Source organism: Streptomyces rectiverticillatus, assembly GCF_013394065.1.
Taxonomy (GTDB): Bacteria; Actinomycetota; Actinomycetes; order Streptomycetales; family Streptomycetaceae; genus Streptomyces; species Streptomyces rectiverticillatus.
Window position 1 is genome coordinate 1,804,941 of record NZ_CP040752.1, and the last position, 21,584, is coordinate 1,826,524.

A 21,584-nucleotide genomic window follows, 5' to 3' on the forward strand; every position below is an offset into this window, starting at 1 on the left:
CGCGGGTGCCGCTTCCGCCGCTGAGCATCGACGGGCTGCGCGACAGCGATCTCACGTCCTGACACGACCCCCTCCCGGGGGGTTCCCCGGAGGGAGTCGTTCCGAACTCCCCCCGGCTCTGCGCCATTTGTTGCCGGGTCATGGCCGCTCAGGGCGTTTGTTCCGGAATGCATTGCCCGGTGCCATGATCGGCGCTAGCTTCACTCGTCATGTACCCGCCCGCGCGCGACCTGCGCTCCGGCGGTTTTCGGATGATGTGGAGAACCCATGGCTCCTCTGCGTTCAAGACGGCACGCCCTGCTGGCCGTCCCCGTCGGTCTCGCCCTCACCGCCTCGCTCGGCCTCCTGCCCGGAGTGGCCGCCGCCGCCCCGCAGCCCGGGCCCCGGGCGGAGACGACCGCCACGGACGGCCCCCTCCTGTCGTACGTGGTGAACACCGCCACCGACCGCGCCACCCTCGCCAAGGTGAAGAAGGCCGTCACCGGGGCCGACGGCAGCATCGTGGCCGCCTACGGGCAGATAGGCGTGATCGTCGCCCACTCCAAGAACCCCGGCTTCGCCGCGGCGCTGCGCGCGGTCCCCGGCGTGCAGTCGGCGGGCGCCACCCGCACCGCGCCGATCGCCCCGGCCGGCACCACCGACGTCGGCAAGCCCGAGAAGGTGAAGCTGCCCAGGAGCAGCGCGGCGGCGGCCGCCCGGCAGCAGGCCGGCGGCGCCGAGCCGCTGGAGGACCTGCAGTGGGACCTCCCCGCCATCAAGGCCGACCGGGCCGCGAAGATCAACCCGGGCAGCCGCAAGGTCACCGTCGGCGTCATCGACACCGGTGTGGACGACACCCACCCGGACCTCGCCCCCAACTTCTCCCGGAGCCAGTCGGCGAGCTGCGTCACCGGCAAGGCGGACATCAGCCCCGGCGCGTGGCGGCCGTACGACCCGGCGGAGGACTACCACGGCACGCACGTCGCCGGGACGATAGCCGCGGCCCGCAACGGCGTCGGCGTCGCGGGCGTCGCCCCGAACGTCAAGGTCTCGGGCATCAAGGTGTCGAACAAGAGCAGCTTCTTCTACGCCGAGAGCGTGGTCTGCGCGTTCGTCTTCGCCGCCGAGCACGACATAGCGGTGACGAACAACAGCTACTACGTCGACCCGTGGCTGTTCAACTGCGCGGACGACCCCGACCAGAAGGCGATATCCGAGTCGGTCGCCCGCGCCACGAAGTACGCCCAGGACAAGGGCACCGTCAACGTCGCCTCGGCCGGCAACTCCAACTTCGACCTGGCCGCCAAGGAGATCACCGACACCTCCAGCCCCAACGACCGCGGCAGGCCGGCCCAGAACCGCAAGATCGACCCGTCCGTCTGCCTCGACGTCCCTGCCCAGCTGCCCGGCGTGGTCACCGTCTCGTCGACCGGTGTGAAGTCGGCGAAGGCCTACTACTCCAACTACGGTCTGAACCAGGTCGACGTGGCGGCCCCCGGCGGCGACAAGTACCAGGTCCCGGACCTGCCCGCCAAGGACGGCCGCATCCTCTCCACGCTGCCCGGCGGCGACTGGGGCTACCTCCAGGGCACCTCGATGGCCGGCCCGCACGTGGCCGGCGTGGCGGCGCTGCTGAAGAGCGCGCACCCCAAGTCGTCCCCGCAGGAGATCCAGTGGCTCCTCAAGGCGCAGGCCGACAACCCCGGCTGCCCGTCGGGCCCCTACGACGGTGACGGCGACGGCAAGGTCGACGCCGTCTGCACCGGCAACAAGAACGTCAACGGCTTCTACGGCTTCGGCATCGTCGACGCCCTGGACGCGGTGCGCTGACGCTCGCGCTCGTCGGTGGAGGGGCCGGGCGTGCGTCCGGCCCGTTCCGCACTGCGGAGGAGTCCCTCGGCGAGCAGGAGCTGCGCGCCGAGGTAGGTGAGCATGATCCAGAACTGGGCGGCGGGCGCCTGGGGCCAGTCGGCGACGCCGGTGGCGATCAGGGTGTCCGACACGACGAACAGCGCACCGCCCGCCGCGGCGAGCGGCAGGGTGCGGGTCGCGTACAGCGCCATCGTGACGAGCAGCAGGCTGTAGAGCGCGACGGGCACGCGCAGCCCGGCTTCCAGATCGGGCCACAGCAGCACGACGGTGGCGAGCCAGGCCGCCCCGTAGCCGGCGGCCAGCCGGCGGGTGCGGGCACCGCCGGGGGTGCCGTGCCGCGAGCACAGCACGAGGTAGCAGGCGTGCCCGGCGGCGAAGGACGCCATGCCGAGCAGGAACGGCACGTCGCCGCCGATCTGCAGGAGCGTGTCGCCCCCGCATCCGAACAGCAGCGCCACGACGAGCAGCCGGGGCCCGCCGCGCACGAGGACGCATGCCGCGAGCAGGGGCATCAGGGCGGGCTTGGTGACGAGCGCGACCGCGGACCCGGCCGGCAGGGCGGCCAGGTGCGCGACGGCGACGGCGGCGAAGAGGACGGGCAGGGCGCGGGTGGGCCTCACGCGGCCTGCTCGTGGGCGGGGGCGGTTTCGGCGGCCGGGGTCCCGGCAGCCGTCGCCTCCCGCCCGGCGCCCGTCGTCTCCCGCCCGGCGTCCGTCGCTTCCCGCCCGGCAGCCGGCTGCCAGCCCGGCCCCCGGAACACCCGCCCCAGCCGCTCCCGCCAGTCACGCGCCGCGCGCAGGTCGCGGGCGATGGCGGCGTACTCGTGGGTGGCCACGCGCAGCGGGTTGTAGGTGTCGATGTTCTTGGTCAGCCCGTAGACGGGCCGCTCGCCCTCGGGGACGAAGGACCCGAAGAGCCGGTCCCAGACGATGAGGATCCCGCCGTAGTTGCGGTCCAGGTAGCCGCCCTGCGAGGCGTGGTGGACCCGGTGGTGGGAGGCCGTGTTCAGGACGTACTCGAAGGGCCGGGGCAGCTTGCGCACCCGCTCGGTGTGCACCCAGAACTGGTAGACGAGGTTGGCGGACGAGCAGAAGGCCAGCGCGGCCGGGTGCACGCCGACGGCGATCATCGGCAGGTAGAAGGGCCACACGGTCAGCGTGGTCCAGGGCTGGCGCAGCGCGGTGGTGAGGTTGAACTTCCGGCTGGAGTGGTGCACCACGTGGCAGGCCCACAGGATCCTGATGACGTGGTGCCCGCGGTGCGACCAGTAGTAGAAGAAGTCCTGCGCCAGGAGCATCAGCGGGAGCGTCCACCACAGCACGGGAATGCGCAGCGGCGTGAGCTCGTAGAGCGCGGTGTAGACGGCGACGATCGGAATCTTCCACAGCGCGTCGAAGACGAGACTGCCGACGCCCATTCCGATGCTGGTCGCCGCGTCCTTGGCCTCGTAGCCCGCGTCACCCGTCTCCTCGGCGGGATGCAGCCGGTAGCTCACCAGCTCCAGCACGGTGAGCAGGAGGAAGGCGGGTATGGACCACAGCACGACATCGGGAAGGTGCGGCATGGGCGCACGATAGGCACGTCATCACCCGTGCCGCTAGGGGTAGTTACCCTTCGGTATCGAATTGTGTTACCTGAGGTTCGGCCTACGGAGGCAAGGCCCGTCAATGGCGTGGCCGTCTTCTCACCCGGGCACCTCGCGGTGCGGCCGGAGCGGGCCCGGCACCCTCCCCGCCCCTCATCGCCGCACCGCCCGCTCGCCTCACTGTCAGTACGCCCCCGTATTCTCTGTGACCATGCTCGAAGACCAGACCACCGCCGACACTCCCACTCCGTGGCCGGCCGCGTATCCCGAGGGGTATGCGGTCGTCGACGTGGAGACCACCGGGCTCGCGCGGGACGACCGGATAGTGTCGGCGGCGGTCTACCAGCTGGACGCCCGCGGGCAGGTCGAGGACCACTGGTACACGCTGGTCAACCCCGAGCGCGACCCCGGGCCCGTGTGGATCCACGGCCTGACGACCGCCGTCCTGTCCGGCGCGCCGCTGTTCTCCGAGATCGCGGACGAGTTCGCGAAGCGGCTGGAGGGCCGGGTCCTGGTGGCGCACAACGCCGCCTTCGACTGGTCGATGATCGCCCGGGAGTACGCCCGTGCGCGGGCGACCGCGCCCGTGCGGCAGCGGCTGTGCACGATCGCGCTCTCCAAGGAGCTGCAGCTGCCGCTGCCCAACCACAAGCTGGAGTCGCTCGCGGCGCACTACGGCGTCGTGCAGCAGCGCGCCCACCACGCGCTCGACGACGCCCGTGTGCTGGCCGAGGCGTTCCGGCCGAGCCTGCACCTGGCGGCCGGGGCCGATCTGCGGCTTCCGCTGCTCGCCTGCCAGCCCCTGACGGAGTGGTCCGACAGCCCCACACCCTCCCGCACCTCGGGGCATATCGGGCATCAACGCTCATACAGCTCATCGAACAGCTGGCGACCCAGCCGGAAGCGTCCCGCCTGCCCGTATCCCAACCCCGGGCGGTACAAAGAGGGCGAACAGCTCATCCAGGGCATGCGGGTGGCCTTCTCGGGCGACACCTCCATCGACCGCGAGCTGCTGGAGGACCGTGCCATCGAGGCCGGGCTGCACATCGCCACCAGCGTCTCCCGGCTCACCAGCGTGCTCGTGACCAACGACCCGGACTCCCCCACGACCAAGACCACCAAGGCGCGCTCCTTCGGCACCCCGGTGATCGACGAGGCGGTCTTCGTCCAGCTGCTCTCGCACGTGGTCCCGGCGCCCGGGGGGCGGCAGGGCTGAGAAGGGAGCGCCGGCGGGGCACCCGATGGCCCCGGAGTAAACCGGGCCAGGTACCGTCAAATGCGTGTACCGCTTCCTGTTGTCCCGGCAGTGGGTGATCCTCACCCTCGTGGGGCTCGTCCTCATCCCCGTGATGATCAAACTGGGCTTCTGGCAGTTCCACCGCCACGAGCACCGGGTCGCGCGCAACGACTTCGTCGCCCGCAGTCTCGCCGCCGACCCCGTGCCGGTCACCGAGCTGTCCGAGCCCGGCAAGGACGTCTCCGGCGACGTCTGGCGCAAGGTCACCGCGAGCGGCACCTTCGACACCAAGGGCGAGGTCGTCGTCCGGCTGCGGACCGACGCCGACGGCAAGTCCGGCTACATGGTCCTCACCCCCCTCCTGCTGCCGGACGGGCGGGCCGCACTCGTCAACCGCGGGTGGATCCCCTCCACCGGCGATCTGACGAAGTTCCCCGAGGTCCCCGCCCCGCCCGCCGGCAAGGTCACCGTCACCGGCCGGCTGCGCGCCGACGAGACCGACTCCAGCGGCATCAAGGACACCCGCGGCCTGCCGCCCCGTCAGGTGATGCGCATCAACAGCGAGCGTCAGGCGGAGTCGCTGCACCGTCCCGTCCTCGGCGGCTACATCGAGCTCACCGCCCCGGACCCCGGCGACAAGGGCCCCGAGCCCGTGGCCGCACCCGACCACGACAGCATCGGCCCGCACATGGCGTACGCCGTCCAGTGGTGGCTGTTCGCCGCCTTCGTGCCGGTCGGCTGGGTCGTCCTCGTCCGCCGCGAGCGCCGCGACCGCGCCGCCGAAGCCGCCGCCGGGTCCGCGGACACCACCGGCGCACAGCCCGCGGTCGCCCGTACAGCCGCCACCTCGGAGTAGCCGCCCCGCACCGGGGGAAGACGCAGTCCGTGGCAGCACGCATCGAGGACTACGCGCTCATCGGCGACCTGCAGACCGCCGCCCTGGTCGGCCGCGACGGCTCGGTCGACTGGCTCTGCCTGCCCCGCTTCGACTCGGCCGCCTGCTTCGCCGCCCTCCTGGGCGACGAGGAAAACGGCCACTGGAGACTGGCCCCCGCCGGCACCGACCCCGGCACCCCCTGCACGCGGCGCACCTACCTCGAGGACTCCCCCGTCCTCGAAACCGTCTGGGAAACACCGTCCGGCACCGCCAAGGTCACCGACTTCATGCCCCAGCGCGACCGCGCCCCCGACGTCGTCCGCATCGTCGAGGGCGTCTCCGGCAGCGTCGAGATGCTCGGCGTCCTGCGCCTGCGCTTCGACTACGGCAGCATCGTGCCGTGGATACGGCGCACCGACGGCCACCGCGTCGCCGTCGCCGGGCCCGACTCCGCCTGGCTGCGCAGCGAGCCCCCCGTCAAGACCTACGGCCGCGACTTCAGCACCCGCTCCGAGTTCACCGTCTCCGCCGGTGAGACGGTCTCCTTCGTCCTCACCTGGCACCCCTCCCACCAGCCGCGCCCCGCCCTCGTCGACCCCCACGAGTCCTTGCGCCACAGCCTGGAGGACTGGCGCGAGTGGGCGGGCCGCTGCTCCTACCGCGGCCCCCACCGCGAAGCCGTCGTCCGCTCCCTGATCACCCTCAAAGCGCTCACCTACGCCCCCACCGGAGGCATCGCCGCCGCCGCGACCACCTCCCTCCCCGAGGAGATCGGCGGCGTCCGCAACTGGGACTACCGCTACTGCTGGCTGCGCGACTCCACCCTCACCCTCGGCGCCCTGCTCTCCGCCGGCTACGCCGACGAGGCGGCCGCCTGGCGCTCCTGGCTCCTGCGCGCCGCCGCCGGCGACCCCGCCGACCTGCAGGTGATGTACGGCCTCGCCGGCGAGCGCCGGCTCCCCGAGACCGAACTCCCCTGGCTCCGCGGCTACGAGGGCTCCGCCCCCGTCCGCCTCGGCAACCGCGCCGTCAAGCAGCTCCAGCTCGACGTCTACGGCGAGGTCATGGACTCCCTCCACCTGGCCCGCCGCTGGGGCCTGCCGGCCAAGCCCCACGAGTGGAAGCTCCAGCGCTCCCTGATGGCGTACATCGAGGAGCACTGGCGCGAGCCCGACGAGGGCATCTGGGAGATCCGCAGCCCCCGCCGTCACTTCGTCCACTCCAAGGTCATGGCCTGGGTGGCCGCCGACCGCGCCGTCCGCGCCCTCGAAGCCGACCCCGAGCTGTCCGGCGACCTGGACGGCTGGCGCGCCATGCGCGACGAGGTCCACCGCGAGGTCTGCGAGCGGGGCTTCGACGCCGAGCGCGGCACCTTCACCCAGTCCTACGGCTCCGAAGAGCTCGACGCCGCCACGCTCCTCATCCCCCGTGTCGGCTTCCTCCCACCTGAGGACCCCCGCGTGACCGGCACGGTCGACGCGATCCGCCGCGAGCTGGACCACGGCGGCCTCGTCCGCCGCTACAGCTCCGACGGAAAGCCCATGGACGGCGTCCCCGGCAACGAGGGTGCGTTCCTGGCGTGTTCCTTCTGGCTGGCCGAAGCCCTGCACATGACGGGCCGCACCAAGGAGGCGCACGACCTCTTCGAGCGCCTCCTCTCCCTCCGCAACGACGTCGGTCTCCTGGCCGAGGAGTACGACCCCGACGCCGGGCGGCATCTCGGCAACTACCCCCAGGCTTTCAGCCACATCGGCCTGGTCAACACCGCCTTGGCGCTCTTCGCTCCGCAAGACTGAGGGGCATGGACCTGGGACTGAAAGACCACGCGTACGTCCTCACCGGCGCAACCAGAGGCCTGGGCTACGCGACGGCACAAGAACTCGTCGCCGACGGCGCAAAGGTAGTGGTAACCGGCCGCACGGAAGAATCCGTACGCAAGGCCGCTGCAGCCCTGGGCCCGGAGGCCGTCGGCGTGGCGGCGGACAACGCCGACCCGGCCACGCCGGACCGGGTGATCGCCGCGGCCCGCGACCGCTTCGGCCGCTTCGACGGCATCCTCATCAGCGTGGGCGGACCGCCGGCGGGAACCACGGCGGACGTCACCGACGACCAGTGGCACAGAGCGGTGGACACGATCTTCCTAGGGGCGATCCGCCTGGCCCGTACGACGGCAGCGGCCCTGGCCCCGGGCGGGGTCATCGCATTCGTCCTCTCGGCATCGGTCCACGAACCGATCCCGGGCCTGACGATCTCCAACGCCCTGCGCCCGGGCCTGGCAGGCTTCGCGAAATCCCTCTCCCGGGAACTGGGGCCGAAAGGCATCCGCGTCGTAGGCCTGCTGCCGGGCCGCATGGACACCGACCGGACGAAAGAGCTGGACGCCTTCTCAGACGACCCGGAGCGAGCAAGGCGCCGGAAAATCACACAGATCCCTCTGGGCCGCTACGGCGACCCGACCGAATTCGGCAAGACGGCAGCCTTCCTGCTCTCGCCCGCGGCGTCCTATCTCACCGGCGTCATGCTCCCGGTGGACGGCGGCGCGCGCCACGGCTTCTGACGGCATGAAGAGCAGAGGGGCCGGGGGATCGAGTGCAGGAGACGGGAGGGGCCGGGGCCGCAGGGGCAGGGGTCCGGGACGCTGACGTGTATTTGCGGGCCCGACGAGGAACGGAGCACCAAGGCGGCGCCGGGCACGGGCCCGTAAATATACGGTCCCGGACCCCTGCCCCGGAGGCCCCGGCCCCGCACCCCCCACTCAGCCGACCCGCTCAGCCCCGTGCCGCACGGCCCGAAGCCGTACCTCCACCGGCAATCGCCCCACCCCCGCCGACACCCGCGCATGCTCCAGCGCCTCCCCGTCCAGCCGCGCCAGCGCCACCGCCGGCGACGCGTGCGGCGCCAGCGTCAGCCCCACCCGCGCCTCCGGCGCCGTCCGCCGCCCGAGCAGCGCGACGAGCGCCCGCTCCACCCCCTCCAGCGCCTCGGCCTCCGCGCAGACCGCCTCCTCCAGCGCCCGCCCCCGCAGAACCGCCTCCTCCCCGTCCCCGCTGTCCACGACCAGTTCCCTCAGGCGCCGCCGCCTGACCTGTGCCAGCAACCACCACAACGCCAGCAGGACCACCACGGCGAGCGCGGCGATGACCGCCGGCCACCACCACCCCTCGCCGCGCCACTTCACCTGCGCGGCCCGGCTCAGCAGCACGTCCCGCGGCCCGTCGAACGGCCAGGCCGACGGCAGGGACAGCCCCCACCGCCGCTGCAGGTCGAGCGACCCGACGAGGACCGCCACGCCGCCCCCGGCCAGGACCAGCCCGGCGACTCCCATCAGCACCCGGTTGACGGCCTTCAGCACGGCCCCCACATCCTCACCGCTTCACCGGCCGGTTCACCCGCACCGAAACCCCGGGCTCATGCGCAAGCCCCAACTTCCGCACCCCCTCGGCGATCACCGCATCCACATCCGCACGTACGTCGTCCAGGTCCCGGAAGTGGGACTGCGCCCGCACCCTCACCCGGCGCCGGCCGACACCGACCCGTACGGACTGCACCCCCGCCACCTCCATGGCCCGGTCCCGCAGCACCAGCGCCGCGGCCCGCCGGTCGATGCCGGCCCTGAGGTCCGCGCGGTCGCGCCGCATCGGCAGGACGGACCGCAGCCCGGGCGTGAGGGCGAGCACGACGAGCCACACCCCGGCCACCACGGCCACGCAGGCACCGGCGATGATCCACCCGTCCTCCAGGGGCCGCGTGGCCAGCTCGTGCGCGAGCCTGCGCCGCCACGCCATGGCGGGCCGGTGCGCGCGGACGGCCGCCACGTCGTACAGGAGGACACCGGCCGCCCCCAGCACCACCGCCGCCACCAGGAGCGCGGGCACCCGCCGCACGGACCAGAACCGCCGCGCGGGCGCCCGGACCGCACCCGCGCCCCCGCTCGCACCCTCATCCCCACGCACCGCTTCCTTGCCCGCTTCCTTGCCCGCGCTCACCGCACCCGCTCCCGCCCCGCCGACACCGTGTGCACGGAGTGCAGCCGCTCCACGCCGACCGTGACCTCCGGCACCTCCATCCCTGCGAGAGCCCGCACCCGCTCGGCGATCCGCCGCCGCACGGCACCGCACTGCGCCCCGATGTCCGAGGGATAGGCCAGCTCGACGGCGACACGGACCCGCGCGATGTCGTCGTGCACGGTGACCGTGGCGTACGGCGGCGAGGCACCCGCACCTGCCGGAGCACCGCTCAACGCCTCCCGGGCCGCCTGCGAAGCGATCTTCGCGACAACACGATCGGCGATCCGGGTCGCACCACGCTCAGCGGCCTCCACCACCGACCGCCACCCCCCTCGCACCCGTCACACGCCTCACACTCATCACGCCCGGCGCGGCGGCCCCGTACGTCACCGCCGCCGCCCCTCCCGGTCCCGGGGACGGAAGAACTCCCCCGGATCCAGGTCCCCGTCCAGGAAGCGGCCCACCACGAACCCGACCGCGCCCAGGGCAGCCACAAGCAGAAAGGCCCCGAACCCGCCGAAGTACCCGGCGAACCCGAGCGCCATGCCGGCGATCATGCCGACGACGGCCATGCTCATCGTGCGCTCCCTACTGGAGCCTCGGCTCCGGCTCTTCCTCTTCCTCGTCGGGCAGCTTCACGTCGCTGACGGCGATGTTGACCTCGACGACTTCGAGGCCGGTCATACGCTCCACCGCCGCGATGACGTTTTCCCGGACGGAACGGGCGACATCCGCGATGGCCACTCCGTAATCCACGACGATCTCCAGGTCGAGGGCCGTCTGGACCTCGCCGACCTCGGCCTTCACCCCGCGGGCGACGGACCTGCTCCCCCCGGGCACCCGGTCGCGGACGGCTCCGAAAGTGCGGGAGAGGCCGCTGCCCATCGCATGGACGCCGACGACGTCCCGCGCCGCGAGCCCGGCGATCTTCTCCACGACCCCGTCGGCGATGGTGGTGCGGCCACGGTCGGCCGGGGCGGTCGGAACGGTCTCCTTGCCGCTAACGGTCTCGCTCATCGTCCATTCGCCTCTTTCCCGTGAAAGGAAACGTCATGGCTGACGCTGACGGGCTCCGTTTGCCACCTTAGGTGCGCTACACCCGTACCGCTCGGGGGATCCGGGGGAAACGACCGGAGCGAACCGCTGTCCGAGTGAGCCCTCCGTCCGGAACGCGCCGGGTGGGGCAGGCTGAAGGCGAGGGGGCGGCGAGGGCCTGCCCCACAGGGCTGAGGGGTGACCACGATGGCCGCGGACCAGTGGGCACAGACCGTACGGCGGCAGCTCGCACTCGGCAGGCTGCTCCCCCTGGGCGGCGCGGCGGACGGCGCCTGGATCACGGAGTCGGCGGCCGTGGGCGTACTGCGCCGTGCGACGCACGCCGCGCTCCCGGCGGTACGTCTGAACGCGGTCCGCATCGCCCTCACGAAGGCGGCCTCCCCACCGGCGGTGCCGCCGCCCCCGAGCGCGCTCCCGCCGGGGCCCCTGCGCATCGAGGCGGAGTGCGCGACGACGGCGGACGTCCCGTTCCCGGAGACGGCGGCCCGGCTGCGGGCGGTGCTGGGGCGGGCCGCGGCGGAGCGGATCGGCCTGCGCGTGGAGGCGATCGACCTCAGGCTGACGGAACTACTGGACGACAGGCCATCCCGGGACGGGCGGGACGACACCGCCACCGCACCGCCGCCACCCCAGCCTCCGCCCCCGGCCGGCCAGGGCCGGGACCCCCTGACCCGGGCGGCCCTCTCCGTCCGGGGCGTCTCCCGCGCGACGCTGCGGACCCGGGGCGGCGATCACGTCCAGGGCGATCACGTCCAGACGGACATCGCCGTGACCGCGGAGCGCCGCGCACTGGATGTGGCGCGAGACGTCCGCACGGCGGTGACCGGGGCGTCGGCGCAGGTCGTAGCGCCACCGTCCACGGTGTCTGTCATGGTCACAACGATAGAATCCCCGCCTATCTGATCAAGTGGGCGGGGCGGCGGCAGCAGGTCCCGGGGGAAGGGACCTCATGGCAGACGGTCGGCAGGCCGGGCAGGCGGAGGACAACGGCGGGTGTGTGGTGGTCTTCCTGGCCAGCGCCCACACACTGGCTCGCCGCGCCGTCACCAGCCCCGACGCGGCGCGCATAGAGGACGACGCCATCACGGCCGTCCAGGTGCTCCGGGCAGTCATCGGCACAGTGGCGACGTTCTTCATGCTCTGGACGTACGGCGTGGACGGCGGCTGGAGCGCTGCTCTCAAGGACGGGATCAGCAAGCTCTTCCTCGCGCCGGTGGTCCTGCTGGCGGTAGGTCCCCTCGTGCTGGTGGGCTTCATCTGGTACGCGCCGAAGGAGAATCGCCCCCTGCTCCGCTCCCGCCTGGGCTATCCGCTGAAGGCCGTTGTCCTTTACGTCATGGGTGCCGTGGCGACCTACGGCTGCTTCATAGCGCTACGGGATGTGCAGGACATCTACCACTCGATCGCCGGCTACGGCTACAAGGGCCTGCTGCTCGGCATCGTCCTGAGGATCGTCCTGTTCGTAGTACTCCTGTGGCTGGTCACCTTCGTGTTCTTCGCTTCCGGCGCAGTTGCGCGACACGCCTTCAACACCGGGCTCGTGCACCCCATGCTGCCTGCAATCTTCACGGCCATCTGCGTCTGGGGGCTCAACCTCATATCCATGGGCGACGGCCTTCCCAACGGGCCCCTCCCCATCAAGATCGCTGCCCTCCTCGGCGGCCCCCTCTCCGTCACCGCCGTCTCCGCCTGGGAGCTGTACTTCCTGCGTACCCGCTACGGCGTCCGCGTCCGCGGCCACCACACCGGTCACCCCGCGGGATAAGCCCCGGATAAGCTTCCGCGGAAAATCGTCACGCGCATCACAGGGGGAGAAAGACTCATGGCGCTGAGACAGCTGATGGCATTCGGCGGCAGCACCTGGCTGGGAGGCGTACGCCACGCCCGCCGCCACGCCAACAGCATCTTCGCCACCGCCGGCCCCGGCCGCACCACCGACCCGGTCATAGGCCGCGTCCAGAAGGTCCGGGCCGTCGTCGGAGCCCTCACCACGTTCGGGCTGATATCCGTCTACGGCGTCGACGGCGGCTGGAGCGCGGTGTTCGAGGACGGGCTCACCAAGCTGTTCGTGGCACCACTGGTCCTGCTGCTCGTCGGCCCGCTCGTCATCGCCGGCTTCATCTGGTACGTGCCGCCGCAGCACCGCCCGGTGCTGCGCTCACGGCTGCGCTACCCGCTCAGGGCCATCGGCTGGTACCTGGGCATACCGCTCGGCGCGATCGCCGGATTCGCGGTCCTGGCCCTGCTGCTCAAGGTCTCACAGGGGATCCTGGCCCTCCAGGCGATCATCTCGCTCATCATCCTCATCGTGGGCTTGCCGTTCCTGGTCTGGGCGGCGGCGTTCCTCGTCTTCTCCTCGGGCTCCGCCGCCCGTTACGCCTTCAACACGGCCGATGTGCACGCCGCGCTGCCGGCCGTCCTCACGGCCGTCCTGGTGTGGGTGCTGAACATCGTCCAGCTCGGTGACGGCCTGCCGAACGGGCCGGTCGGCGTGCAGATCGCCGCTTTCCTCGGCGGCCCCTTCTCCGTCACCGCCGTGTCGTACTGGGAGCTGCACGTGCTGCGCACCCGCTACGGCGTCCGCGTCCGCGGCTGAGACGCGGAAAGCTGCGACACGGAAAGCTGCGGCACAGAAGGCTGCGACACGGAAAGGGGGCCTACTCCGCCTACTCCCCCAGCCCCGCCAGGTCCCGCAGGCGCCGCCCCTGGGCGGCGCGCTCGGCGGCGCGCTGGTCGTCGTACGTCCGTCCGGCCGCGCCGCGCAGCAGCACCTTGGTCTCGACGACGGCGTCCCGCGGTGCGGCGAGGACGGCCGCGGCGAGGTCCTGGACCGCGGCGTCGAGCTCTCCGGCGGGCACGACCAGGTTGGCGAGGCCCGTGCGCTCGGCCTCCTCGGCGTGCACGAAGCGCCCGGTGGCGCAGATCTCGAGCGCGCGGGCGTAGCCGACGAGGGCGACCAGCGGCTGGGTGCCGCCCAGGTCGGGCACCAGGCCCAGGCTGGGCTCGCGCATGGCGAACTGCACGTCCTCGGCGCAGACCCGCAGGTCGCAGGCGAGGGCGAGCTGGAAGCCGGCGCCTATCGCATGGCCCTGGACGGCGGCGATGGAGACGATGTCGTTCCGCCGCCACCAGGTGAAAGCGGACTGGTACGCGGAGATCTCGGCGTCGAGCGCCTCTTCGGGGCCGCGGGCCAGGTCGAGGAACGAGGGCTCGCCCTCGAAGCCCTCGGGAGTGAAGGCCTGCCGGTCGAGACCGGCCGAGAAGGACTTGCCCTCCCCGCGCAGCACGACGATCCGCACGCTGCCCGGGAGCAGCCGCCCGGCTTCGGCCAGCGCCCGCCAGAGTGTGGGCGACTGGGCATTGCGCTTGGCGGGGTTGGTGAGGGTGACGGTGGCCACCGCGTCATCCACGGTGAGCCGTACGCCGTCCTGGTCGAGCAGAGTCTTGGGGGTAGTCATCAGGGCCTCCGATCGGACTACTGCACAGTAGGTGACTGCACAGTAACCACCCGGTCGACTGCTCGACCGACCGGGTGGCACTGTCCACACTGTCGGTTGCCCTGGGGTGCGCGGGGCGTCAGGCCGAGGCGGCCTTCTTGCCGCGCGTCGCTCCGCCGCGACCCCGGAGGATCACGCCGGATTCACTGAGCATCCGATGAACGAAGCCGTAGGAGCGGCCGGTCTCTTCGGCCAGCGCCCTGATGCTCGCACCGGAGTCGTACTTCTTCTTCAGGTCTGCCGCGAGCTTCTCGCGCGCGGCGCCGGTCACCCGGCTGCCCTTCTTCAGAGTCTCGGCCACCCGTGCCTCCTCATGGGAGATGCGCCTCTTGACTCTCATGATCACCCCTATACGGCCTCCTGGCCACCCATTCGACAAGGTCCATGAGAAGTCCGCGGGCCCCGGCGGCCCTGAAATCCGGCGTCGGCGGGCCTTGGAACAGGCAATTCCGAACGGGCGCGCTCGTACGGCCGTACGGGTGGCGTAGCGAAGGGGCAGGTCAGACGGGGCACTCCCGCCCGGTGGTGCGAACGCCCCGGCGCATGACACTGGTCGTGCGCCGGGGCAGCAGGTGGCAGCGGGGTACGAGCCGCTCTCACTCAGATGAAGGATCACCCGTCGGCCGAATGATCGGGACGGCACCGATCACGCCCGGTACGGGGCGGGGGGTCAGGCGAGGGCGACCAGGTCCGCGTAGTCCGGGCCCCAGAGGTCCTCGACGCCGTCCGGCAGCAGGATGATGCGCTCCGGCTCGAGCGCGTCGACGGCGCCCTCGTCGTGGGTCACCAGCACCACCGCGCCCTTGTACGTGCGCAGCGCGCCGAGGATCTCCTCGCGGCTGGCCGGGTCGAGGTTGTTGGTGGGCTCGTCGAGCAGCAGCACGTTGGCGGAGGAGACGACCAGGGTGGCCAGGGCCAGCCGGGTCTTCTCGCCGCCGGACAGCACGCCCGCGGGCTTGTCGACGTCGTCGCCGGAGAACAGGAAGGAGCCCAGCGTCTTGCGGACCTCGACCAGGTCGAGGTCGGGCGCGGAGGAGCGCATGTTCTCCAGGACCGTGCGGTCCGGGTCGAGCGTCTCGTGCTCCTGCGCGTAGTAGCCGAGCTTGAGGCCGTGGCCGGGGGTGACCTGGCCGGTGTCGGGCTTCTCGGCGCCGGCGAGCAGCCGCAGCAGCGTGGTCTTGCCCGCGCCGTTCAGGCCGAGGATGACCACGCGCGAGCCCTTGTCGATGGCCAGGTCGACGTCGGTGAAGATCTCCAGCGAGCCGTAGGACTTCGACAGGCCCTCGGCGGTGAGCGGGGTCTTGCCGCACGGGGCGGGCTCCGGGAAGCGGAGCTTGGCGACCTTGTCGGAGACGCGGACCTCGTCCAGGCCCTTGAGCAGCCGCTCGGCGCGCTTGGCCATGTTCTGCGCGGCGACGGTCTTGGTGGCCTTGGCGCGCATCTTGTCGGCCTGCGAGTTGAGGGCGGCGGCCTTCTTCTCGGCGTTCTGGCGCTCGCGCTTGCGGCGCTTCTCGTCGGCCTCGCGCTGCTGCTGGTAGAGCTTCCAGCCCATGTTGTAGACGTCGATCTGCGAACGGTTCGCGTCGAGGTAGAAGACCTTGTTGACGACGGTCTCGACGAGGTCGACGTCGTGGGAGATCACGATGAAGCCGCCGCGGTACGTCTTGAGGTAGTCGCGCAGCCAGGCGATGGAGTCGGCGTCGAGGTGGTTGGTGGGCTCGTCCAGCAGCAGGACGTCGGCGTCGGAGAAGAGGATCCGGGCCAGCTCGACGCGGCGGCGCTGACCGCCGGAGAGGGTGTGCAGGGGCTGGCCGAGGATGCGGTCGGGCAGGCCGAGGGCGGCCGCGATGGTGGCGGCCTCCGCCTCGGCGGCGTAGCCGCCCTTGGTGAGGAACTCGGTCTCCAGGCGGGCGTACTTCTTCATCGCGTTGTCGCGGGTGGCGCCCTTGCCGTTGGCCATGCGGTCCTCGTTCTCGCGCATCTTGCGCAGGACGGAGTCCAGGCCGCGGGCGGAGAGGATGCGGTCGCGGGCGAGCACGTCGAGGTCGCCGGTACGCGGGTCCTGCGGGAGGTAGCCGACCTCGCCGGAACGGCTGATCGTGCCGCCCGCGGGCATGCCCTCGCCGGCCAGGCACTTGGTGAGGGTGGTCTTGCCCGCGCCGTTGCGGCCCACGAGGCCGATGCGGTCGCCCTTGGCGATACGGAAGGAGGCGTTCTCGATGAGGATGCGAGCGCCGGCGCGCAGCTCGATGCCGGAGGCGGTGATCACGGGGATTACTCCAGGGCGTGGTGGACGGCGGTGGGGACGGGGGTGAACTCGGCAGCGCGCGGGCGGGCCCTTGCGGGCGCGCGGGCGACGGGCGGCCGGCGCCGTCTAATGCACGAGGAGGAATGCCATACCCATCAGTCTAACGGGGAAGCGCAACTCGCTTTCCGGGGCGCTTGCGGGTCCGCGGAGCGGGCGCCGCGCGAGGTCAGGCGAAGGGGCGGTCCGCGGAGAAGGCCGCGATCCGGGACGTCCACGGCGTTCCGGGGGCGCAGTGGCGTGCGATCAGGAGGACGTCGGTGCGGCGGGCCGTGCGGGACGGGTCGAAGGCGCAGCCGGGCCCCGCTTCGCGGTGCCACCGGAGGCCGCCGTCACCGAGTGCGTAGGCGGTGACCAGCCGCGGGGTGACGACGGCCACGGCGCCCGGCTGCGGGCCGAGCAGCTGGAGGGCGTGCCGGGCGGCCGGGGCACCGGGCCAGCCGGGGGCGCCGCGGTGCCAGACGGAGAGGGCGCCGTGGTGCAGGGCGGTGCCGGTGACGAGGCCGTCGTCCCAGAGGGCGACGGCCGCGCCGCGGGCGGGGCGGGCCTGGAGCGGGTGGTGCCCGTCACGGGCGTACGTCCAGCGGCGCGCGCCCGTGCCCGGGTCGTACGCCTCCAGGCCGCCCCGCACGATGCGCAGCCGGGGCGCGCGGGCGGCGCCGGAGTGGGCCGGGCGGGCGGCGGCGTGCAGGGTGAGCCGGTCGCCGAAGGGTGCGTGCTGGACGTGGCGGGCCGCGGCGGCCATCAGGAGGGCCAGGAGCAGGGTGGTGAGGAGCAGCGCGAGGGAGGCCGCGAAGGGGGTGCCGCGGCCGCCGTGCACCGTGTCCGCCGTCGCCATGGGGGCACTCCTTCCGTACCGTTTGTCCTGGATATCCGGGGCACCGCCGGACGGTCCCGCCGACACGCCGGGCCGGGCATTTCCTCAATAGCCATAAATAGGGTGATTCGCCGATACTCAGGGATGGGAAGGCGGTGGGCGCATGCAGTTCGACGACGACGCGGGGCTGGACACCTCCCAGGTCCAGGACGAGCGCGGCAGCCGGATCCCGGGCGGCGGGATGACCATCGGCGGCGGCATCATCGGGCTGGTCGCGCTGGTGCTCGGGCTGTTCTTCGGCATCGGCCCGCAGGAGCTCGGGCTCACCTCCGAACCGGCGCCGGGCGGCACCGCGAGCAGCGAAGCCCAGGTCGCCCGGGACTGCAGGACGGGCCACGACGCCAACACCCGCGAGGACTGCCGCATCGTCGCCGTGGTCAACAGCGCCCAGTCCTTCTGGAGCCAGGAGTTCGCCCGCCGCTCGGCCGCCTACACACCGGCGTCGACGGTCCTCTTCACCGGCCAGGTCCGTACGGCCTGCGGAGCCGCGTCCTCGGCCGTCGGGCCCTTCTACTGCCCCGGCGACCGGAAGGTCTACCTCGACCTCGGGTTCTTCAACGAGCTGCGGACGAAGTTCGGGGCGAGCGGCGGCCCGTTCGCCGAGGCCTACGTCGTCGCGCACGAGTACGGGCACCACGTCCAGAACCTGATGGGCACCCTCGGCCGCTCCCGGGACGGCGGCACGGGCGCCGGGAGCAACGCCGTCAGGGTCGAGCTGCAGGCCGACTGCTACGCGGGGGTCTGGGCCCGGCACGCGACGACCACACCCGAGAAGTCCACCGGACGTCCGCTGATCGAACGGCTGACCAAGGCGGACATCGACGACGGCCTGTCGGCGGCCGCGGCCGTCGGCGACGACCGCATCCAGGAGAAGTTCCAGGGCCGGGTGACCCCCGAGAGCTGGACGCACGGCTCGGCCGCGCAGCGGCAGCAGTGGTTCAACACGGGGTACAGCACGGGGGACATGGCCCGGTGCAACACCTTCCGCTGACCGAGGAGTGACCTCAGATGACAGGCACGCACACGCCGAGCATCTATCCCACGCTGCTCTACCGCGACGCGAAGGCGGCGATCGCACAGCTCACCAAGGCGTTCGGCTTCGCTCAGGCCGCCCTGTACGAGAGCGAGGACGGCACGGTCCTGCACGCCGAACTCGCCTACGGCAACGGCAGGGTGATGATCGGTTCGAAGGGACGGGTGGGGGTGTTCGCCGAGGCCATGCGCGAGAGCGGTCCGGTGGGCGTCTACGTCGTGGTCGAGGACACCGACGCGCACTTCCGGCAGGCCGACAAGAGCGGCGTGGAGATCCTGATGCCGCCGACGGACCAGGAGTACGGCTCGCGGGACTACATGGCGCGGGACCTGGAGGGGAACGTGTGGAGCTTCGGGACGTACGTCCCGGCCGGGTGAGCCCGGCGCGGCCTGCGGGGGCGGAGCCCGGCGCGGCCTGCCGGGCCGGGCTCCGCCCGGGCGCCTAGGCTCCGCCCGTGTGGACCTGGAAGGCGGCTTTCCGGACAGCCTTGGCCAAGGCCGGGTCCGGGTGCGCCGCCGCGAGGGCGACCAGCACCTGCACCGTGCGCGGGTGCCCCACCGCCCGCACCTCCTCCAGCAGGCCCGGCACCGTGCCCTGGACCGCCGAGTCGAGGTGGCGCACCAGCAGCCGGCTCTCCCCGTGGTCGGCGACGGCCGCGGCGGTGTCCACCCACAGCCAGGTGGCCTCCTCGCGGGTGAGCACCTCGGCGGCCTGCTCCGGGTCGCGGCCCTCGTGCTCGGCGAGCCACAGCAGGGCGTAGGGCCGCAGGCACGGCTCGCCGGCCACGGCCCGCACGGCCGGTTCCGCGGCCGCGCCGACCGCGCGCAGGGCCTCGAAGGCCAGGCCCCGCACGAGGGCGTCGTCGCCGCGGGCGGCGTCGAGGAGCTCGCTGAGGGCGCTGCCGGCGGGGCGGGCGGCCAGCCAGGCGCGGTACTCGGCGCGGGCCGGGCCCGGGGTGAGGTCGGCGCAGCCGCGCAGCATGGCCTCGGCGGACAGCTCGATGTTGCCCGCGGGGCTCTGGGCAGCGACGCAGATCTGCTCCAGCTTGACCCACACCGCCCAGTTGCCGAGCGGCGTCAGCACGGCTTCGGCCCCCGGCCCGGTGCCGCCGGGCACGACCAGGGCGCCCACGGAGGCGAGCCCTTCGAGCGCCCAGGCCAGCAACTCCTCCAGGGGGTCCTCGTCGGTGGGCGCGGACCGGGCCGGGGGCACCGGCCGGCCGCCGTAGGGCACTTCACAGCGCTCGGCGCGGATCTCGGCGACGCGCTGCTGGAGCAGGTCGAGGAGCATCGGCACGGCGACGGGCCCGGCCGACAGGTGCATGACGGACAGCAGCTGCGGCGCGGCCTCGACGACCTCGGCGGCGACCGTCGCGTCGCTGCCCGCGGGTGCGGGGTGGGCGAGGGACCAGGCGTCGAAGAGGGCGACCCAGCCGCGCAGGACGGCGCCGTCGTCGCGGTCCCACGCCTGCAGGCGCCAGCCGGGGCGGGCGGTGCCGCCGTGGAGCTCGACGAGCCCGGCGAGGCGGGCGTGATCCCAGTCGGTACGCGCCTGGTGGGGCGTCAGGCCCAAGGCTGCGGCGGCCCGCTCGGCCGTCTCCGCGGAGAGCCCTCCGGCGGTGCCGGGGCGCAAGGTGGCGCCGCGGCCGCGCTCGTCGGCCGCCCAGCGGGCCACTCGGACCGCGCCGGTGAGGCAGTTTCTGGCCTGCCGGGCCAGCTCCGCCGGTGCCGGTGTGCCGGCGGGCGGGCGGGGCGCCGGGCGGGAGCCTCGGTTCGCCACGGCCCGGCGGGCAGCGGCGATCGGCTGTCGGGGGACAAGTCTGAGCCGGGAGTCGCGCGGAGTACGGGACGTCACAAGAGCAGTCTTGCCGCTGCCGCTCCGAAAACCCAATCGGAATCAATTGTCCAGCAGTCCACCATTCACTTCCTGCCGCTGGATCAGGGCTGCTTGGAGGCCCTGAGGACGTCACATCAAGGGGATGAGGAACCTCCGCAGGGCCTCCTCGTAGCGCCCCGGGGCGGCATTCCACATCGCGGCGTGCGGGGCCCGGCGGACGGTGTGCAGGACGATCAGATCGGGGCGGGCGGCCGCGAGTTCGCGTGACGTGTGCCACGGCGCGACGGTGTCGTCGGGGCCGTGGGCGAGGAGGACGGGCAGGGTCAGCCGGGCCGGGTCCCGGACCCGGGCGAGCCCGTCGGGGGCCATTCCGGTCCGGCCGCGGGCGGCGTGCAGGGCGAGCGGGAGCAGCGGGGCGGGCACGCCGCGGGCCGCGGCCAGGGAGTGCAGGGCCGCCGGCCAGTCGAGCACGGGCGAATCCATGACCAGGCCACTGATGTGCGGGCGCAGGGCGGGGTCGGTGGCGGCGAGCAGCGCCATGGTGGCGCCGGTGGACCAGCCGTGGAGGACGATGCGGCGGGCGCCCTGGGCCAGGGCATAGCGGACGGCAGCGGCGAGATCATGCCATTCGGCCAGCCCGAAACGGCTGATTCCGTCCGGTGGCCGGGGGGCTCCGGAATCGCCCCGGTAAGCGAGGTCGAGGACCGGCAGGCGCAGGCGGTGCAGGAGCGGCATGACGACCATGGGGTGCTCCCGGGTGGCGCCCAGGCCGTGCACGGTGATCACCCAGGTGTCGCGGGCGGCGGGCAGGAACCAGGCGGGCAGCGGTCCGAGCTCGCCGGGGACGACGACGTCGGCGTGGTCGAGGCCGAGGGCGTCGCGGGGGTTCCCGGCGTGCAGCTGCGGGGTCATCCACACCCGGTCGCCGGGCTCGGGCACGCCGCGCGTGACGCGCTCCAGGCGGCGCACCACGGCGTCGGCGGCGTGCGGCGCGTCCTGGACGACGGAGCCGACGACGGCGTGCAGGCCGCTTCCGGTCAGCCCGTAGGTGCCCGGGCGCAGCGAGGCCTGGTGGCGGGTGAGGGTGATGAAGTCGCCGTCGACGGCGTGGACGGCGAGCCGCGGCTGGTCGGGCGGCGGCCCGCCGGGGGAAGCCCGCAGGGCGGCGTCGGAGGCGTACCGTCCGGCCGCCAGGGCGGCCGCACCGGCACCGAAAGCCGTGACGGCGGCCACGGCCGCCGTGGTCCGTATGCCCATGCTCTCCAGTGTGGGCGGCCGGCCCGGCACCGGCCAGTGGGCGAGACGCCTGGCGGCGGCGGGGCGGCGGGCGTCCCGCCGCACGGGCCGAGCCGGAAACTTCTGCCGCCGCCGCGGCGCGCAACCGCCACGCGCCCTACCGGCGGTGCCGGACCAGCCGCCGGCA

Annotated in this window: 23 protein-coding genes; 10 read left to right on the forward strand and 13 right to left on the reverse strand. The window is 72.9% G+C overall.

Going from position 1 to position 21,584, the window contains the following annotated elements; translation table 11 throughout:
• Positions 1–267 precede the first annotated feature (267 nt).
• Entirely contained in the window at positions 268–1,809 is a 1,542-nt protein-coding gene (locus FGW37_RS07610; protein WP_179080359.1) for a S8 family peptidase, read from the forward strand.
• On the opposite strand, the gene FGW37_RS07615 is transcribed toward FGW37_RS07610, so the two are convergent.
• Both FGW37_RS07615 and FGW37_RS07620 read right to left on the reverse strand, forming a co-directional pair.
• Positions 1,767–2,471, reverse strand: a complete 705-nt coding sequence (locus tag FGW37_RS07615) for a lysoplasmalogenase (protein ID WP_179080360.1) — start codon at positions 2,469–2,471, stop codon at positions 1,767–1,769. The two genes, FGW37_RS07610 and FGW37_RS07615, sit on opposite strands and share 43 nt — an antisense overlap.
• Positions 2,468–3,415: a sterol desaturase family protein gene (locus tag FGW37_RS07620; RefSeq protein WP_179080361.1), complete on the reverse strand. Its 948-nt coding sequence runs from the start codon at positions 3,413–3,415 to the stop codon at positions 2,468–2,470. The genes FGW37_RS07615 and FGW37_RS07620 overlap by 4 nt, the downstream gene beginning before the upstream one ends.
• A 232-nt stretch (positions 3,416–3,647) precedes the next feature.
• On the opposite strand from FGW37_RS07620, the gene FGW37_RS07625 reads away from it, so the two are divergent.
• From FGW37_RS07625 to FGW37_RS07640, 4 genes are all read left to right on the forward strand, one after another.
• The gene (locus tag FGW37_RS07625; RefSeq protein WP_179080362.1) at positions 3,648–4,652 is read left to right on the forward strand and encodes a DEDDh family exonuclease; all 1,005 of its coding nucleotides are present in this window, start codon (positions 3,648–3,650) and stop codon (positions 4,650–4,652) included.
• Between the two features lie 64 nt (positions 4,653–4,716).
• Positions 4,717–5,529 (forward strand): SURF1 family cytochrome oxidase biogenesis protein, encoded by an 813-nt coding sequence (locus FGW37_RS07630; RefSeq protein ID WP_179080363.1) that lies wholly within the window; start codon positions 4,717–4,719, stop codon positions 5,527–5,529.
• Positions 5,530–5,558: 29 nt separating this feature from the next.
• Positions 5,559–7,346 carry a glycoside hydrolase family 15 protein gene (locus FGW37_RS07635; protein WP_179080364.1) on the forward strand — a complete coding sequence of 596 codons (1,788 nt, stop codon included), beginning with the start codon at positions 5,559–5,561 and terminating at the stop codon, positions 7,344–7,346.
• A gap of 5 nt (positions 7,347–7,351) precedes the next feature.
• Positions 7,352–8,107, forward strand: coding sequence for an SDR family oxidoreductase (locus FGW37_RS07640; protein ID WP_179080365.1), 756 nt, complete (start codon positions 7,352–7,354; stop codon positions 8,105–8,107).
• 198 nt (positions 8,108–8,305) lie between these two features.
• Here FGW37_RS07640 and amaP read toward each other — a convergent pair whose 3' ends face one another.
• The 5 genes from amaP to FGW37_RS07665 all read right to left on the reverse strand — a co-directional run bounded on the left by amaP (position 8,306) and on the right by FGW37_RS07665 (position 10,574).
• Positions 8,306–8,911, reverse strand: coding sequence for an alkaline shock response membrane anchor protein AmaP (gene amaP, locus FGW37_RS07645; protein WP_179080366.1), 606 nt, complete (start codon positions 8,909–8,911; stop codon positions 8,306–8,308).
• A 4-nt stretch (positions 8,912–8,915) separates the two neighbouring features.
• Positions 8,916–9,503, reverse strand: a complete 588-nt coding sequence (locus FGW37_RS07650; protein WP_246430735.1) for a DUF6286 domain-containing protein — start codon at positions 9,501–9,503, stop codon at positions 8,916–8,918.
• A gap of 29 nt (positions 9,504–9,532) precedes the next feature.
• Positions 9,533–9,871, reverse strand: a complete 339-nt coding sequence (locus tag FGW37_RS07655; protein ID WP_246430736.1) for an Asp23/Gls24 family envelope stress response protein — start codon at positions 9,869–9,871, stop codon at positions 9,533–9,535.
• A 72-nt stretch (positions 9,872–9,943) separates the two neighbouring features.
• On the reverse strand, positions 9,944–10,135 hold the full coding sequence (locus tag FGW37_RS07660; RefSeq protein ID WP_179080369.1) for a hypothetical protein: 192 nt from the start codon (positions 10,133–10,135) through the stop codon (positions 9,944–9,946).
• A 10-nt stretch (positions 10,136–10,145) separates the two neighbouring features.
• Complete coding sequence (locus FGW37_RS07665) at positions 10,146–10,574, reverse strand: Asp23/Gls24 family envelope stress response protein (RefSeq protein WP_179080370.1); 429 nt, start codon at positions 10,572–10,574, stop codon at positions 10,146–10,148.
• 225 nt (positions 10,575–10,799) lie between these two features.
• Between FGW37_RS07665 and FGW37_RS07670 the strand changes: the two genes are divergently transcribed.
• The 3 genes from FGW37_RS07670 to FGW37_RS07680 are packed head-to-tail and all read left to right on the forward strand — an operon-like array spanning position 10,800 to position 13,209.
• Positions 10,800–11,516: a nucleopolyhedrovirus P10 family protein gene (locus tag FGW37_RS07670; protein ID WP_179080371.1), complete on the forward strand. Its 717-nt coding sequence runs from the start codon at positions 10,800–10,802 to the stop codon at positions 11,514–11,516.
• A gap of 46 nt (positions 11,517–11,562) precedes the next feature.
• Positions 11,563–12,378, forward strand: a complete 816-nt coding sequence (locus FGW37_RS07675; RefSeq protein ID WP_179080372.1) for a hypothetical protein — start codon at positions 11,563–11,565, stop codon at positions 12,376–12,378.
• Between the two features lie 57 nt (positions 12,379–12,435).
• On the forward strand, positions 12,436–13,209 hold the full coding sequence (locus tag FGW37_RS07680) for a hypothetical protein (protein ID WP_179080373.1): 774 nt from the start codon (positions 12,436–12,438) through the stop codon (positions 13,207–13,209).
• A 70-nt stretch (positions 13,210–13,279) separates the two neighbouring features.
• On the opposite strand, the gene FGW37_RS07685 is transcribed toward FGW37_RS07680, so the two are convergent.
• The 4 genes from FGW37_RS07685 to FGW37_RS07700 all read right to left on the reverse strand — a co-directional run bounded on the left by FGW37_RS07685 (position 13,280) and on the right by FGW37_RS07700 (position 17,253).
• The gene (locus tag FGW37_RS07685; RefSeq protein WP_179080374.1) at positions 13,280–14,071 is read right to left on the reverse strand and encodes an enoyl-CoA hydratase/isomerase family protein; all 792 of its coding nucleotides are present in this window, start codon (positions 14,069–14,071) and stop codon (positions 13,280–13,282) included.
• Between the two features lie 118 nt (positions 14,072–14,189).
• On the reverse strand, positions 14,190–14,411 hold the full coding sequence (locus FGW37_RS07690; RefSeq protein ID WP_030366669.1) for a helix-turn-helix domain-containing protein: 222 nt from the start codon (positions 14,409–14,411) through the stop codon (positions 14,190–14,192).
• Positions 14,412–14,780: 369 nt separating this feature from the next.
• Complete coding sequence (locus tag FGW37_RS07695) at positions 14,781–16,379, reverse strand: ABC-F family ATP-binding cassette domain-containing protein (RefSeq protein ID WP_058044985.1); 1,599 nt, start codon at positions 16,377–16,379, stop codon at positions 14,781–14,783.
• A gap of 205 nt (positions 16,380–16,584) precedes the next feature.
• Positions 16,585–17,253 carry a PQQ-binding-like beta-propeller repeat protein gene (locus tag FGW37_RS07700; RefSeq protein WP_179080375.1) on the reverse strand — a complete coding sequence of 223 codons (669 nt, stop codon included), beginning with the start codon at positions 17,251–17,253 and terminating at the stop codon, positions 16,585–16,587.
• A gap of 142 nt (positions 17,254–17,395) precedes the next feature.
• On the opposite strand from FGW37_RS07700, the gene ypfJ reads away from it, so the two are divergent.
• Positions 17,396–18,283, forward strand: a complete 888-nt coding sequence (gene ypfJ, locus FGW37_RS07705; protein WP_179080376.1) for a KPN_02809 family neutral zinc metallopeptidase — start codon at positions 17,396–17,398, stop codon at positions 18,281–18,283.
• Positions 18,284–18,300: 17 nt separating this feature from the next.
• Complete coding sequence (locus tag FGW37_RS07710) at positions 18,301–18,702, forward strand: VOC family protein (protein ID WP_179080377.1); 402 nt, start codon at positions 18,301–18,303, stop codon at positions 18,700–18,702.
• A gap of 64 nt (positions 18,703–18,766) precedes the next feature.
• Here FGW37_RS07710 and FGW37_RS07715 read toward each other — a convergent pair whose 3' ends face one another.
• Entirely contained in the window at positions 18,767–20,179 is a 1,413-nt protein-coding gene (locus tag FGW37_RS07715) for a hypothetical protein (RefSeq protein WP_179080378.1), read from the reverse strand.
• 111 nt (positions 20,180–20,290) lie between these two features.
• On the reverse strand, positions 20,291–21,418 hold the full coding sequence (locus tag FGW37_RS07720; RefSeq protein WP_179080379.1) for an alpha/beta hydrolase: 1,128 nt from the start codon (positions 21,416–21,418) through the stop codon (positions 20,291–20,293).
• Positions 21,419–21,584: the final 166 nt, after the last annotated feature.

What these genes read in the sequence shown, in the direction of transcription:
- FGW37_RS07610 (WP_179080359.1), top strand. Translation starts at nt 268, where the DNA reads ATGGCTCCTCTGCGTTCAAGACGGCACGCCCTGCTGGCCGTCCCCGTC.
- FGW37_RS07620 (WP_179080361.1), bottom strand. Translation starts at nt 3,415, where the DNA reads ATGCCGCACCTTCCCGATGTCGTGCTGTGGTCCATACCCGCCTTCCTC.
- FGW37_RS07625 (WP_179080362.1), top strand. Translation starts at nt 3,648, where the DNA reads ATGCTCGAAGACCAGACCACCGCCGACACTCCCACTCCGTGGCCGGCC.
- FGW37_RS07640 (WP_179080365.1), top strand. Translation starts at nt 7,352, where the DNA reads ATGGACCTGGGACTGAAAGACCACGCGTACGTCCTCACCGGCGCAACC.
- FGW37_RS07660 (WP_179080369.1), bottom strand. Translation starts at nt 10,135, where the DNA reads ATGAGCATGGCCGTCGTCGGCATGATCGCCGGCATGGCGCTCGGGTTC.
- FGW37_RS07665 (WP_179080370.1), bottom strand. Translation starts at nt 10,574, where the DNA reads ATGAGCGAGACCGTTAGCGGCAAGGAGACCGTTCCGACCGCCCCGGCC.
- FGW37_RS07670 (WP_179080371.1), top strand. Translation starts at nt 10,800, where the DNA reads ATGGCCGCGGACCAGTGGGCACAGACCGTACGGCGGCAGCTCGCACTC.
- FGW37_RS07675 (WP_179080372.1), top strand. Translation starts at nt 11,563, where the DNA reads ATGGCAGACGGTCGGCAGGCCGGGCAGGCGGAGGACAACGGCGGGTGT.
- FGW37_RS07680 (WP_179080373.1), top strand. Translation starts at nt 12,436, where the DNA reads ATGGCGCTGAGACAGCTGATGGCATTCGGCGGCAGCACCTGGCTGGGA.
- FGW37_RS07685 (WP_179080374.1), bottom strand. Translation starts at nt 14,071, where the DNA reads ATGACTACCCCCAAGACTCTGCTCGACCAGGACGGCGTACGGCTCACC.
- FGW37_RS07700 (WP_179080375.1), bottom strand. Translation starts at nt 17,253, where the DNA reads ATGGCGACGGCGGACACGGTGCACGGCGGCCGCGGCACCCCCTTCGCG.
- ypfJ (WP_179080376.1), top strand. Translation starts at nt 17,396, where the DNA reads ATGCAGTTCGACGACGACGCGGGGCTGGACACCTCCCAGGTCCAGGAC.
- FGW37_RS07710 (WP_179080377.1), top strand. Translation starts at nt 18,301, where the DNA reads ATGACAGGCACGCACACGCCGAGCATCTATCCCACGCTGCTCTACCGC.
- FGW37_RS07720 (WP_179080379.1), bottom strand. Translation starts at nt 21,418, where the DNA reads ATGGGCATACGGACCACGGCGGCCGTGGCCGCCGTCACGGCTTTCGGT.